The 14,375-nt window shown below is 71.8% G+C and carries 8 protein-coding genes; all 8 read right to left on the bottom strand.

The window, feature by feature from the left end:
• The 8 genes from ACLJPY_RS18070 to ACLJPY_RS18105 all read right to left on the bottom strand — a co-directional run bounded on the left by ACLJPY_RS18070 (position 1) and on the right by ACLJPY_RS18105 (position 14,364).
• Positions 1 to 5,826, bottom strand: a complete 5,826-nt coding sequence (locus ACLJPY_RS18070) for a type I polyketide synthase (RefSeq protein WP_410589853.1) — start codon at positions 5,824 to 5,826, stop codon at positions 1 to 3.
• Positions 5,827 to 6,017: 191 nt separating this feature from the next.
• Complete coding sequence (locus tag ACLJPY_RS18075; RefSeq protein WP_410589855.1) at positions 6,018 to 6,812, bottom strand: TIGR03084 family metal-binding protein; 795 nt, start codon at positions 6,810 to 6,812, stop codon at positions 6,018 to 6,020.
• 243 nt (positions 6,813 to 7,055) lie between these two features.
• Entirely contained in the window at positions 7,056 to 8,708 is a 1,653-nt protein-coding gene (locus tag ACLJPY_RS18080; protein ID WP_410589856.1) for a GMC family oxidoreductase N-terminal domain-containing protein, read from the bottom strand.
• Positions 8,705 to 9,262: a DUF5987 family protein gene (locus ACLJPY_RS18085; protein ID WP_410589858.1), complete on the bottom strand. Its 558-nt coding sequence runs from the start codon at positions 9,260 to 9,262 to the stop codon at positions 8,705 to 8,707. Before ACLJPY_RS18085 ends, ACLJPY_RS18080 begins: the two co-directional genes overlap by 4 nt.
• Before the next feature lie 38 nt (positions 9,263 to 9,300).
• Positions 9,301 to 10,302 carry an enediyne biosynthesis protein gene (locus tag ACLJPY_RS18090; protein ID WP_410589860.1) on the bottom strand — a complete coding sequence of 334 codons (1,002 nt, stop codon included), beginning with the start codon at positions 10,300 to 10,302 and terminating at the stop codon, positions 9,301 to 9,303.
• 4 nt (positions 10,303 to 10,306) lie between these two features.
• The gene (locus tag ACLJPY_RS18095; RefSeq protein WP_410589861.1) at positions 10,307 to 12,280 is read right to left on the bottom strand and encodes a CRTAC1 family protein; all 1,974 of its coding nucleotides are present in this window, start codon (positions 12,278 to 12,280) and stop codon (positions 10,307 to 10,309) included.
• Positions 12,277 to 13,260 carry a DUF1702 family protein gene (locus ACLJPY_RS18100; protein WP_410589863.1) on the bottom strand — a complete coding sequence of 328 codons (984 nt, stop codon included), beginning with the start codon at positions 13,258 to 13,260 and terminating at the stop codon, positions 12,277 to 12,279. Before ACLJPY_RS18100 ends, ACLJPY_RS18095 begins: the two co-directional genes overlap by 4 nt.
• A 108-nt stretch (positions 13,261 to 13,368) precedes the next feature.
• Positions 13,369 to 14,364 (bottom strand): DUF1702 family protein, encoded by a 996-nt coding sequence (locus tag ACLJPY_RS18105; protein ID WP_410589865.1) that lies wholly within the window; start codon positions 14,362 to 14,364, stop codon positions 13,369 to 13,371.
• Positions 14,365 to 14,375 lie beyond the last annotated feature (11 nt).

A 14,375-nucleotide genomic window follows, 5' to 3' on the forward strand; every position in this document is an offset into this window, starting at 1 on the left:
TCAGTTCCCCTCTGCCTGGAGCACGGCGAAGACCACGGGGTCCGGCCGGTCGTTGACCGTGGTCGACCAGGTCGCGATCAGGGCGCTGCCGGAGGCGAGCAGGGCCCAGCCGTCGGGCTCGACCCGGCGGACGGTGAGCGCCTGGGTCATCAGCCCGGTCTTGCGGACGCACTCCAGCGCGCTCCACACCCGCGTGTTGGCCACCGCGAGCGGCTCTCCGGTGTCCGCGGCCAGCAGCCGGCCGACGGCGACGAGCTCCTCGCCGAGCAGCCCGGCCCAGTCCTCGTCGGTCCGCTCGATCGCGGTCTCGATGTCGCAGGTCAGCTGCCCGCGGCCGGTGACGGCCAGGGTCAGCTGCGCCGTGTGCGACGCGCTCACCTCGACGCCGTCCGATTCCGGCTTGCCGTCCGGGCGGTAGCGGATCTCGACCGGGCGGTCGAGGCTCCGGCTCGCGGCCAGCGCGGTCTGGGCCCGCCGTTCGGCGATGCCTTCGGCCGGGCTGCCCACCGGGTCCGGCTCGACGACCACGGACCGCGTCCCGCCGAGCAGCCGCTCGCACGCCCGCTCCACGTGGGAGCCGAGCATCGACGGGACCCACGGGCCCGCGCCGTCGCGCTTGCGGACCGCGCGCAGCATCAGCCCTTGCCAGCGTTCGACCAGGGTGCCGTCCGGGTTGCGGACGTCGAGGTCGTAGACGTAGCTGTCGTCGTCCTGGTACCGCTCGCGGGCGTCGAGCAGGACGTACTCGTCGTGCTGGGCCCCCGGCTCGGCCAGGTACAGCTTCTCGATGCTCTGCGGCAGCAGGGTCGCGTCGGGGATGCAGCACTGGATCGCGTGCATCATCGCGTCCCGGGTGCCCGGGTCGGCGAGCAGCTGCTCCTGCGGCAGGAACGGCGCGAACCAGTTGACGTTCGCGGTGGTCGCGATCTCGGCGACGGCGTGCCGGGCACTGGCCCGCCGGTAGCCGACGACCCGCTGGAACCGCTTGCCCTGGAACAGGACCGTGCCGTAGAGCTCGCTGATCGGCTCCACCGGGACCGGCGGCAGCGGGACGTCCCGCCGCACCGCTTCACCGAGCTCCGCCGGGCGGGCGAAGTTCAGCCGGGCGCGGAAGTGGTCGGCGCTGAAGCCGGTCTCGTCGCTGCGGAGGACGACGTCCACCGTGTCGGCGTCCCGGGCCAGCGCGGCCAGCCGGATCGTCGTCGACCGGCCGGGCGAGACGATGATCGGCCGCAGGAACTCGACGTTCTCGAGCACCGGCGTCCCGCCGCGGCCGAGCGTGGCCGTCGCGGCCTGGGTCATCGCCTCCATGCCCAGCACCGCCGGGAAGAGCAGCTGGCCGTCGAGCAGGTGGTCGACCAGGTACGGGTCGCTGCCCGCGGACAGCTCGGCCTCGGTGATCAGCTCGACGCCGGGGTAGTGCACGACCGCCCGGTCGATGAACCGGGTCAGCGGCAGCTCGCGCCGCTGGATCGGCAGCGTCGGCAGGCCGTTCATCCGGCCGCAGATCACCAGCACCGGCGGGGTGGCCGGGTCCGACAGCAGGCGGCGCAGGATGGCGATGCCGTCGTCGAGCGGGATCGGCGTGATGCCGTCGCGCTGCAGGGCGGTGACCACGCCGAGCTTCTCGCCCATGCCGGCCCCGGACCAGACCGACCACTCCAGCGCGATCGCCCGCGCCTGCGGGTACTCGCGGCCGAAGCGCAGGGTTGCCTCGGTCAGCCAGTCGTTCGCCGTGGAGTAGTGCGCCTCACCGCGCAGGCCCGCGCGGCCGATGATGCTGCCGAAGGTGACCAGCAGCTTGATGCGGGTCTTGTCGACCGCGGCCAGCACGGCGTTGAGGCCGCCGATCTTCGGCGCGAGCGTCTTGCGGAAGGTGTCTTCGGTCAGGCTGAACAACGCGGCCGGCTCGTTGCGGCCCGCGCCGTGCATCACCGCGGTGACCGGGCCGAGGTCGGCCTGCATCCGGGCGACGGCCTCGGCGACCTGCGTCGCGTTGGTGACGTCGGCCCGCTCGTAGCGGTACCGGACGCCGGCCGCCTCCATGCGGTCGAGGTTCTCCGCCAGTTCGGCGTCCTGCTCGGGATCGCTGCGGCCGAGGAGGGCGAGCTTCGCGCCGGAGTCCTTGGCCAGCGCCAGCGCGCTCTCCGCGGTGATGCCCTTGCCACCGCCGGTGACCAGCAGGACGTCGGTGCGGTCGAGGGTCTCCGGGCTCGGCCCGGCCGGCGCGGCCGGGAGGCCGACCAGCCGCGGGACCGTGCGGCCGCCTTGGCCGTCGTAGCGGGCTTCGGTGAAGTCCGTCGTCGCGGCGACCTCGGCGACGACCGCCGCCACCGCCGCCTCGATCGCCGCCGGGTCGGTGGGCGTCGGGTCGGCCAGGTCGACGATCGTGGTCTTCGCCGAGGGGTCTTCCAGCCGCAGCGTCTTCGCCAGGCCGGAAGCGCCGTAACCGTGGTGCACCACGACGAACCGCGTGCCGTTGGGCGCGGACAGCAGAGTCCGGGCCGCGTCGAGGAACAACCCGACGTGGCTCGAATCGCAGTCGGCAGGCAGGCACAGCAGCACGCCGTCGCCGGCGCCGCTGCGGGCGAGCGCCGCGCGCAGCGGCTCGGCGAGCTGGTTGCGCGGCGTGGCGAAGAGCTGCCACTCCGCCGAACCGGTACCCGTGGTGAGGTCCGCGGCCGGGCGGGCCGCGGGCAGGTACTCGACGGCGAACGGGCGGACCCACGGCCCGATCCCGGGCGCCTCGCCCTTGCCCGCGTTGTCGTCCGGCTTCGCCGTCTGCGCCAGTTCGTCGATCATCTCGGCGAGCTCGCCGAGGCAGACCGTGGCGAAGTTCGGCATGCCCTCCAGCGCCGGGCGGCCCAGCGCGCGGGTGACGTCGTTGACCAGCTGGCCCACGGTGATCGACGACAGGTGCAGGTCGTCGAGCGGGTGGGTGTCGGCGGTGACGGACTCCAGCGGCAGCTCGACGCGCTCGGCGGCGAGCTTGCGGAGCAGGTCGAGCGTGCTCCCGCTGTCGGCGGTGCCGTCGACCTCGGCCTCGGTGGCCTGAGCCCGCTCCGCGGCCAGCTCGGCGGCGAGGTCGGCGTCGATCGCCGGCGCCGCCTCGCAGGGGCTGGCGAGGAAGCGGAAGACGCCGTCGGCCGGCAGTTCCCGGACCACGCGGCCGGCGAACAGCCGCTCGGCGGTGACCGGCGCGCCCAGCGCGAACGCCGCGCCCAGCACCCGCAGCACCCCGGCGAGCGAGGCGTTGTCGGTGTCCAGCGCCAGCACCGGCGTGTCCGGCGCGATCTCCTCGAACAGCCCGCTCAGCACCCGGCCGGGGCCGACCTCGATCACCAGGTCGCTGCGCTCGGCGACCTTCGCCGCCGCTTCGCGGAACCGGACCGGCAGCACGATCTGGTCGCGCAGCAGCTCCGGCAGGTTCTCCGCCGCGTGCAGGACGTCGCCGGTCACCGTGGAGACCACCGGACGCTCGAGCCGCGCGAAGGAGAACTCGGCGAGCCGTTCGATCATCGCCGTCGCCGCCGGCTCGACCTCCGGGGAGTGGAAGGCGTGCGACACCTTGATCCGGCCCGCGCTGACACCCTGGGCCTTCGCCCGGTCGACCACCCGGTCGACCGACGCGGCCGGCCCGGAGATCACCGTCTGCTGCGGTGCGTTGTAGCCGGCGATGACGACGTCCGAGCCCAGGCCGAGCTCCTCGGTCCGGCCGGGCGAGGCCGCGACGCTGGCCATCGCGCCGGTGCCCGGGCCGACCTCGGTCGCCATCACCTTGCCGCGGATCTTCGCCAGCTGCAGCACGTCCCGCTCGCCGACCGCGCCGGCCCAGTGCAGGGCGGTCAGCTCGCCGAGGCTGTGCCCGGTGGCCGAGTCGGCTTCGATGCCGAACGCGCGCAGCACACGCAGCCCGGCGAGCGACCCGGTGACGATCCGCGGCTGCGCCACCTCGGTGGCGACCTGGTCGGCGGTGACCGGCAGCCCCGCGGCGTCGTGGATTTCGGCGGCCGCGGCGAACCGGCGGCGCAGCGCGCTCTCGCCGCCCCGGCCGGAACCCTGACCGGGGAACAAGAACCCGATCTTCGGCGCGGACGGGCGTGAGCTCGCGAAGACGCCGTCGGCGGCGTCGAAGACCGACGGGCCCTCCTCGAGCAGTTCGAGCAGCCGGGTCAGCTTCCGCTCGGCCTGCTCCGGGTTGGCGGCGACGACGGCGGCCCGCACCGGCTTGCCCGAGAGCTCCCCGGCCAGCGAGCCGGCCAGGTCGGTCAGCTCGGCGAAGGACAGCTTCGGCACCAGCTCGAGCAGTGCGGCGATCCGGCCGCGCAGGGTGGCGACGTCGTCGGCGTCGAACAGCAGCAGCTCGGCGTCCTGGCGGCCGGCCACCAGGGTGCGGGAGCGCTCGTCGAGGTCGGCGCGGCGCGCCGCGTTCGGCGCCTCGGCCACCGTGACGTGCGAGTTGATCCCGCCGAAGCCCATCGCGGACACGCCGGCGCGCACCGGCTGGTCCGACGGCCACAGCGTGGCCTCGCGGGGCACGAACATCCGGGCGGAGTCACCGGTCAGCGACTCGTGCGGCACGTAGTGCCCGGTCGCGGGCGGGATCACCTGGTGGTAGACCGACAGCGTGGCCTTGATCAGCCCGGCGACGCCGGCCGCGGCCTTGGTGTGCCCGATGTTGCCCTTGATCGTGGACAGCGCCGCCGGCTTGGCCAGCGGGTCCGCCTCCCGGCGCGCGGTGGACAGCGCCTCGATCTCCGTGGCGTCGCCGAGCGCGGTGCCGGTGCCGTGGCCCTCGAAGTAGGACACGGTTTCGACGCCGTAACCCGCGCGGGTGTAGGCGCGCTTCAGGGCGAGCTGGTGCCCGGCGGCTTCCGGCCGCGTGATGCCGCCCTTGCCGTCGGAGGAGATGCCCCAGCCGGCGACCGTGGCGTAGATCCGCTTGCCCTGCTCGATCGCGTCGGCTTCGCGCATCAGCACGAGCATGCCGGAGCCTTCGCCCGGCCAGAAGCCGTTCGAGTCGGCGTCGTAGACCTTCATCTCGCGCTTGGCCAGCGCGCCGGTCTTGGCGAAGCCGATCACCTCGAACGGGTCGATCGAAAGGTCGACACCGCCGGCGATGCCGACGTCGAGGTCGCCCTGGGCCAGCGCGTTCGCGGCGCTGACCACCGACAGCAGCGAGGACGAGCAGGCGCCGTCCACGGTGTAGCCGCCACCGGCGAAGTCGAAGTGGTTGCAGACGCGCCCGGCGATGGTGTTCGCCAGGCCGCCGGCGAGGGTGTCCTCGTTGATCTCGGGGAACGGCTCCTTGTACTGGACCTCGAGCTCCCGCAGGAAGTCCGCGGTCTCGTCGTCGGCCCAGCCGCGCCCGGCCAGCGCCGCGGCGACCGTGCGCCGGACGTAGGGCCAGCGCAGCCGCAGCACGTTGGCGCGGGAGAACTCGCCGGTCAGGCTGTTGCCGATGACGACGCCGGTCGCCGTCTTCGGCGCCCCTTCGCCCTCGGGGAAGCCGGCGTCGGCGAGCGCCTGCTCGGCGACGTCGAGGGCGAGCCAGTGCGTCGTGTCGGTGGCGCGGAAGGTGCTGCCCGCGACCTTGTGGGCGACCCGGTCGAACTCGTAGTCGCGCAGCACCGCCGCGTTCTGGGCGTAGAACCGGTCCGGCGCCTTCGGGTCGGGCGAGTAGTAGTCCGCCCGGTTCATCCGCTCGTCGGGCAGCCGACGGAAGGCCCGGCGACCGGCCAGCACGTTCTCCCAGAGCTCCTCCGGGGAACTTGCGTCCGGATACCGGAGGCCGATACCCACGATCGAAATCCGCTCACCGCTCATGCCAACGCACTCCCACTGGCTCTTGTTTCTTTCGGGGGTCCCGGGTGGCGGAGCCCCCGGATATCACGGTCCCGGTAACCGATCCGGGTCCAGCATGGCTCCGCTCGCCGGTCACGTCTTCTTTCTCCATGCCCGCGGCCACTTTGTCCGCACGCAGCGACAACTCATGTTCCACAATGGACAGACGCTGGTCAGTCGGCGAACTGTCCCGGCCGCCGTCCTTCGCCGGCCGGGCCGCGGTAGGCCTGCGCGATGTCGAGCCACGCGTCGGCCAGTGCCCCCTCGGCCCGCAGGTCGAGGTCGTCGCGGTGCCGCCGCCGGGTGACCAGCAGGCAGAAGTCCTCCGCGGAGCCGGTGATCCGCTCGGGCGAGTCCTCGGGCCCGAAGGCCCAGACCGCGCCCGACGGCCCGGTGATCTCGAACCGGAACTCGGTCTCCGGCGGCGTCAGCCCGTGCGCTTCGTAGCCGAAGTCCCGGACGCGGACGGCGAAGCCGACGAGGTGGGCCAGCCGGTCCGTGCGCTCCGGGCGCACGCCGAGCGCGTCCGCGATGTCCTGGCCGTGCCCGAACAGCTCCATCATCCCGGCGCACGCGAGCACGTACGGCGGCAGCGGCCGCACCAGCCACGGCACGAGCTGGTCGCCCGGCACCGCGGCAAGGGCCTTGATGGCCTGGTCGCGGTCGGCCCGCCACTTCGTCAGCAGCACCTCGGCCGGGTCGTGCTCGAACTCCTTCAGCGCCGCGTTGACGGCCACGTCGAGCCCGCCGGTCAGCGACTTCGTCAGCGCGACGAAGGTCTCCGGCTGGGCCGCGGCCAGCCCGGCGATGCGGAGGATGAACGTCAGGTGGGCGATCTGCTCGCGCACGCGCCAGCCCGGCGCGGGCGTCGGCGTCTCCCACTCCGCTTCGGCGAGGCGCGCCACGAGCTCGTCGACCGCGGCGGCCTCGGCGGTCAAGTCGGCGATCACGCCCGTCGTGTCAGTCACCTGTGCCGTCCTCTCGAACATCGGATGTGCCTGGTCTGCCCGCGGTGGCCGCGGGGCGGGGGTACCGCCACCGCGGCCACCGGGGGACGGCGGATCGGGTGCACCGGGGCGGCGGCCGGACCCGGACTCGGGGTCGGTTGTCCCGGGGCTGCGCGGCCCCGGCGCCCGATCTGCCTCCCGGTCGGCACGTCCCGCGACGACCGGGGTCTTCTCGTGCCGGGTGCGGTGCACCCGGCCCCTCGTTCAGCTGCCGGCCACCAGGTCCAGCTTGGACACCGCACGGCGGCCGGTGATGGAACCGTCCGGCGCCGGAGCGCCGTACTTGACGTCGACCCCGCGCTCCTGCAGCGCCCGGACGATCCCGGGCACGGCCCGCTCGGCCAGCGCGGCGATCGTCATGGCCGGGTTCACCGTCAGCGCACCGGGCACCGACGCGCTGTCGGTCACGAAGATGCCCGCGTGGTCGCGCAGCTCGTGGCTGGGGTGCAGCGCGGACGTCGCCGGGTCGTCCCCGATCCGGCAGGACGCCAGCGGGTGCACGGTGTACGCGCCGACGACGTCGTTGGTCCACGGCGAGACCTTCGCCAGGCCGTCCTTTTCGATGATGGCCTTGCAGTCGGCGTCGGCCAGTGCCCAGCCGCGCAGGGTGTTCTCGGTGGGCTCGTAGCGCAGCGGCCCGCGCCCGAGCATCTGCTGCGAGATGCGGTAGGCGTTGCCGGTCGGCGGCGGGGTGCCGAAGACGCCCTCGTTGTCGTCCTCGGTCATGAGGAAGATCGTCAGCCAGTTGGCCCACTTCTCGAGGATCTGCTTCTTCTCCGCGCCGAACCACCGCGGCTCCTCGCCGCCCGGTGCCTGCGCGAGGATCGTGCCGAGGCCGGGCGGGAAGTACAGCTGCTCCAGCGAGTACCGCTCGTACTCCGGCAGCGAGCCGTCGAGCTTGTCCCAGTTCGCCACCGTCGGGCCCTTGCCGATGTGGTTGGCCGCGTAGACGGCACCGTCCTCACGGGACAGCCCGAGCACCTCGCGCACCCGGTCCTCGTCGATGATCGCGGTGTTCAGCCGCTCGCCGTTGCCGGAGAAGTACCGGCCGACGCCGTGCGGCATCTTGCCGAGGTCCGCCTCGGACCGCTGCAGGATGACCGGGGTCGCCCCGGCCCCCGCGGCGATGATGACGATCTTCGCCTCGAGCACGCCGGACCCGGTGTGGATCCGGTAGTCCTCTTCGTCGATCAGGTCGAAGTGGACGCGGTAGCCACCGTCCTCGGTGCGCTCCAGCCGCTCGACCTCGTGCAGCGGCCGGATCTGCGCGCCGTGCGCCAGCGCGGCCGGCAGGTAGTTGGTCAGCATCGACCGCTTGGCGTCGAACCGGCAGCCCGCCATCTGGAAGTTGCAGTTGGTGCACCGGTCGTTGTCCACCGCGACCGGGGCCGGGTTCGCCGTGCGGCCCGAGTGGTTGCAGGCCGCGGCCCACAGCCCGCCCGCGTACGAGACGTCGTTCCAGTCCTGTTTGGACACCGGGATCGACTCGTCCACCCGGTCGTACCACGGCTCGAGGGAGTCCCGGCTGATCTCGGCCGGCCACATCCGGCGGCCGATGCTGCCGTGGCGGTCGAAGACGAACTTCGGCGCCCGCGGCATCGCGGCGAAGTAGACGACGCTGCCGCCGCCGACGCAGTTGCCGCCGAGCACGCTCATGCCCTCGCCGGCGACGAAGTCGAACACCCGCGTGTAGGAGGAGCCCAGCAGGTAGTCGTGTTCGAAGTCCTCCGCGGCCAGCCACGGCCCGCGTTCGAGCACGACCACCTTGGCGCCGCCCGCGGCGAGGTGGTACGCCGGGATCGAACCGCCGAAGCCGCTCCCGACGATGACGACGTCGGTTTTTTCGATCGCGCTCATGCCGGGCTCCCCGAAGGTGTGGTGTCGGGATGGAGATCGGCCAGCTTGCGGCCGTAGGAGAACTTCGGGAACCGCCACAGCCCGTCGGCGTCCGGGAGCCGGTAGCCGAGCGCGAGCAGCCCGGGGTGCCCGTTCTCGAGCGCCTCCTTGGTGTGCCGGTGCGGGGCGGTGTCGAAGGCCATGTTGCAGAACAGGGCCAGGCTCACCCACCCCTCCTTCTCCGGGTGCCCCGGCTTGGTCAGCCGGGTCACCAGGGCCCGCCGGTGCGCGTACGGCAACGCGACGAACGGCGGGACGTCGCTGTCGAGCTCCAGCTCGACCTCGCCCGCGTACGACTTCGCGTGGTCGTTCAGCGACTGCACCAGGTAGGGCAGGCCGGCGGTGATGCCGGTGGCGTCGTAGTTGAGCAGTTCCAGCGCACCCGCCGCGACCGCGCCGGGGCCCGGTGCGGCCCCGGCCACCGCGTGGTCCTCCGGGTACCGCTTCTCCCCCGGCACGATCGTGTCGGCGTACGCCTCCAGGGTCAGCACCTGGACCTCTTCTTCGCTTGCCACCGGCCTACCTCCTCACCAGACTGTTTTCCGCAGGACGCTCAAGCGGCCAGGGGCTTTTCGTCGCCGGCCGGGCCGGCCGGCGGTGCCGCGGCGAGCTGCACCTTCTGCGCCGCCTGCTCGGCCTCGAACTTGATCCGCGCCTTGTTCGAGAAGTGCAGGCCCCACAGGTACAACCCGCGGATCAGGCACACCGAAGCGGTGGCGAAGAACAGCCCGTAGGCGATGTGGGCGGCGGTGAAGAACCCGTACATCAGCGCGATCCCGCCGCCGAAGGCGAACTGCGAAAACGGCTTCGACGGTGACGTGCCCGGGTCGGTCACCATGTAGTTCGTGTAGAGCACGAACGCGATCCCGGTGCCCATCGCCAGCGCCCCCGGGATGGCCGTGCCGAAGAGCGCGCCGCGCAGGAAGGCCTGGATGACGAAGAACGACAACCAGCCGAAGATCAGCCACATCCGGCCGGTCAGCAGCGAGTTGAGCACCGTGCCCGAAACCAGGATGACCGCCACGATCAGCCAGCCGACCCAGGTGTCGACCTTTTCCGAGAAGTGGTACGGCGGCGTCATGTTGACCCACGGGAACACCAGCAGCATGATCGTGATGCCGAAGTTCGACGGGTTCATGTAGTGCCGCATCCGGCCGTACACCGGCGCCTGCAGCACCCACTTCGCGCCGACGGCGACGACCACGCCGAAGATCATGGCCCAGACGTGGTCGTTGACGTAGGTCAGCATGTTCAGCGCGAGACCGCTGATGTGCGCGGGGAACAGGAACTCGACCAGGCCCCGGAACCCGTTGCCGCGGAAGCGGACCTCGCGGTGGGTGACCCGGGCGTTGATGATCTCCAGCAGGATCTCCGTGGTGTACGCGGTCCCCACGGCGATGAAGGGGTACAGCCACGGCTGCTCGAAGCCGAGCACGGTGTAGCCGAGGATGTTGAAGATCGTGATCGAGATGGCGAAGCGGCGCAGGGCCGTGATGACCTTGTTGGTCCGCTTCGGCGGGGCACTGTCCACTTTGGTCGTTATGGGCGTCGCCATGACGTCACATCTCTTCCTTCGCCTGGGAACCGAGCTGGAACATGTGGCAGCCGGGGGCGAGCTGCAGGTCCTGCGTGCGCAGCTGCCCGGTGCGGTCCCGCCACTGCAGGTGCACGGCCAGCGGACCGGAGACGCCCTCGCCCAGCCCGATCTGGACGTCGAAGCTGCGGCGGCCGGAGTGCCCGCTGCTGCCGTCGACGCGGCCCACGTACTTCTTGCCGTCCGCGGCGGTCACCGTGACCTCGGCGCCGATCGCCGGCGAACCGGCCGACGGCAGCGGGCCCGGCGCCACGGGGGCATCGGTGCTCAGCTTCAGCTGCAGGAACTTGCCGCTCTTCGGGCTGTCGTTGTGGTAGAAGACCGGCTGTTCCCACTGCCGCGCGACGGCGAACTCGGGCAGGCCGTCGCCGTCGGCGTCACCGACACCGATGCCGCGGGTGGGCACCGGCACGGCCAGGCCGAGCTTCGGCGCCAGGTCGACGTAGGTGCCGTCCGAGCGCTTCACGAAGAAGTGCAGCGTCTGGTCGCCGGCGAGGTCGTCGCCAGGCCGGGCGTTCGGCCACCAGAACGGGTTGGACGTCACGCCGTCGTTGGCCACCGCCAGCTCCTGCAGCTGCGGCCAGCGGTTGATCTGCCCCTTGATGAACCCGGTGGCCTGGGCGATCTGGACGTCACCGCTGTTGTTGAAGTCCTCGATCTTGGGGTCCCAGCCCCAGCCGGACCACGCCGTGCGCGTGTCACCGCTCTCGTCGTGGAACGGGGCCACGCCGTCCTTCAGCTGGGTGCGCAGGTCCGTGAGGTCCTTGGCGGTGTTGACGAACTGGAGGTTCGACTCCTCGACACCCCACGACGTCGTGATGTTGCTGACGAAGATGTCGTAGAGCCCGTCGTGGTTGAAGTCGCCGAAGTCGACGCCCATGCCCTTGAAGGAGTCGTTGCCGAGCACCTTCGACTTCGGTTCGGTGACCCCGCGGACGCTGGTGACCTCGCCGAAGGCCACGTGCCCCGCCGTTGACTTGTTGTAGAGCAGGTGGTCGTGCCCGAAGTCGTTGGCGATGTAGAGCTCGGGCAGGCCGTCGGCGTCGATGTCGGTGGCGCTCGCGCCCAGCGTCCAGCCGGAGCGGTCGTCGGCCGGGATCGCGTCCGAGGCGTCGGCGAAGGACGCGGTCGGGTGCGTGCCCCCGGTGCCGCCCGTCGAGCGGTAGAGGTACTTGCCGCCGCCGTTCTTCGCGTGCGACATCGACTGGTTCATCGTGATGCCGCCGTCGGCGTTCGGGTCCAGGACCTTGCTGTCCGGGAAGTAGTTGCCGACGAAGACGTCCACGTGCCCGTCGCCGTCGAAGTCGCCGATGGTGGCCGCGTTGCTGTTCCACAGCGGGCCGTTGTACTCGCCGTCGGGTCCGCGCTTGTCGCCCGGCACCAGCTCGGCCGGCTCGTAGGCCGCGGGCGAGAGCTTGGTGGCGCCGGCCTTCTGCAGGAACACCACCGGGGTGCGGCCCCAGTAGTAGACCAGGACGTCCATCCGGCCGTCTTCGTTGAAGTCACCGGGGACGCAGCCCATCGGGGCCATGTACTGCCACGTCGGCAGCGGCGCCGGGTCGAGCGCGAACGGGGCGTAGCGCTCCTGGCCCTTGCCCGGCGTCGGCGTGACGACCACCTGGTCGCTGCGCGGGTCGACCAGGCACAGGTCGTTGGCCAGGCCGTCGCCGTCGAGGTCGTTCATCGCGATGGCGGCACCGGTCGAGGACATCCAGGCCGAAATGTGCTCGTACTGCTTGTTCAGCGTCCGGACGTACTGCGACTTCGCCGCCGCCGGCAGCGCGATCGTCATCGGGGTGAACTGGAACTTGCCTGCCAGCTGGTCCTGCTCGGCGGCCGAGACGCTCGGCAGGCGCGCGACGAAGAACAACGTCAGCACCAGCGCGATCGCCACGAGGCCCGCGAGCTGCCGACGCAGCCAGCGTGTGGTCGCGGTCATTTGTTCACTCCTCCATGGGTCAGCACTTCGCCGGCGATCCGCTGCCGCCAGGCTTCGAATGCCGGGACCTCGCCGTCGACGACCTCCGCCGGGCGCACTTCCTGGGTGATCGCCGCCGCGCGCTCGGCGGGCAGCCCGCAGATCGCCCGGGTGGCGACCTCCGTCTGGGGGATCAGCACGCCGCCGCGCACCCGGGCGTCGGCCGCGAAGGCGCTGCCCTGGGCGAGCTGACCGCGGTGCTCGCCCGCGCGCTCGGCGAGTTCGGTCAGTTCGGCTTCGTCGACGCCGCACGCGTACGTCGACGCCAGGCCGACCCCGGCGTACAGGTCACCGTGGCGGGCCGGGTCAAACCCGGCGATCGTCTTCGTCACCAGGTCGACGTCGGTGCCGCAGATGAACCACAGCGCCCGGCCGATGCCCTGGTCCATGGCCCGCAGCGAGTAGCGGCTGTACTCGCGCGACGGCCACGGGAAACCCGGCTCCTGGTACTGCTGCCGCACGTACTTCCCGGTCTTGAAGTACGCCTGGTGGAAGCCGTAGCCGTCGAGCACCAGCCAGCGCAGCAGCGGGTCGAACCGGTCGGCCTTGGGCCAGGCGAACCGCGGCAGCCGCGCCATCGCCCAGCCGACGCCGACCAGGACGATGTAGTGCTGGCTCGTGCCGCCGGGACCGGCCACGAAGTCGTCGATGTGCCGGCGGCCGCCGAACGGCAGGCCGTCGAGCATCGCGTAACCCATTCCCGCGCCTTCGTATGCAAATCCGCGGAACTGTTCCGGAATGCGACCCAGCCATTCCTCGCACTGGGCGGGGGTCCGCGCTTCCACGGCGTGTGCGTAGCCGAGCAGGAACTTTTCGCCCACCGTTTCCAGCAATTCCTGAGCCTGCGGGCTCTTCTTGTGGAAACCACGCTTGTCCAGCGACGTCTCGGAGACGTCCGGTGTCAGGATGCGGCGCCTCAACGCGCGCCAACCGTCGCCCACGCACTTCCCCCTTACGGGTCGCGTATTCTTTTGCCGATGGTTCCACGGTCACAGATTCCGCACCGGAAGCTCTACTCCACGTTTGCCGCCGGGCCGCGGACCGGCGGTTCAGCTCGCCAGGCGCTGTGTTCCGGAGGAGAATTCGGCCCGGATCCGCGTGCGCCAGACCTCGTACAGCGGGAGCGTTCCGTCGTCGCCGACGGCGGCTTCGGTCCGGTCGGAGATGTTCCGCAGCTCGGCCACGGAAAGCCCGGTGAGCACCTCGGCGGCGAGGTGCGTGTGCGCGGGCACGTAGGCGGCGTAGGTGCGCGCCTTGACCGCGAAGACCACGCCCAAGGCGAGCTGGTCGTGGTACTCGCCCGCCGCGCGCCGCAGGACCCCGAGGCCCCGTTGGTCGGCCCCGCCGGCGAACGTCGAGGCGAGCCCGACCCCGCTCCAGAGGTCCGCCCGGCGGTGTTCGGCGAACCGCCCGACCGCGGCGGCGGCCGCGGCCGGGTCGCCGCCGTGGATGAACCACAGCGCCCGGCCGACCCCCTGGTCGAAGGCGCGGGCGAAGTACTCGGGCCGGCCGTCCCACGGGTAGGGCACCGGCTCGGCCTGCTCGCCGACCCACTTCTCCGTGTCGAAGTAGGCCCGGTCGAACCCGTAGCCGTCGACGGCGAGCCAGCTCATCGTCGGGTGGTAGGCCACCCCGGTCAGCTCGGGCAGGATGTTCTTCCACAGCGGCCGCGGCAGCCGCGCCATCGCGAACCCGATCCCGATGTAGGTCAGGAAGATGTACGGGCGCGCGGGCCCCTCCAGCAGCTCGCGCGTGCGGTCGCGGCCGCCGCCGGGCATCGCGTCGAGGATGGTGTAGCCCATCGTCGCGCCTTCGTAGGCGAACCCGCGCTGTTCCGGTTCGATCAGGGCGAGCCGGCGCTCGAGCTCCCAGAGCGGTGCGCCTTCGATGGCCCATTCGAACCCGCACACCACCGCCTGCGGCACCGCCTCCAGCCGGGCCGTCGCGTCGGTGCGGGTGACCGGGAAGCCGCGTTCGGCGAACCCGACCGAGCCCAGTGGTGGAGCGAGAAAACGCTTGCGCAGAACTCCGGCTAACGTGGCCATCGTCGTTTCGT

The organism is Amycolatopsis sp. lyj-23, assembly GCF_046549135.1.
In the GTDB taxonomy this organism is placed as follows: Bacteria; Actinomycetota; Actinomycetes; order Mycobacteriales; family Pseudonocardiaceae; genus Amycolatopsis.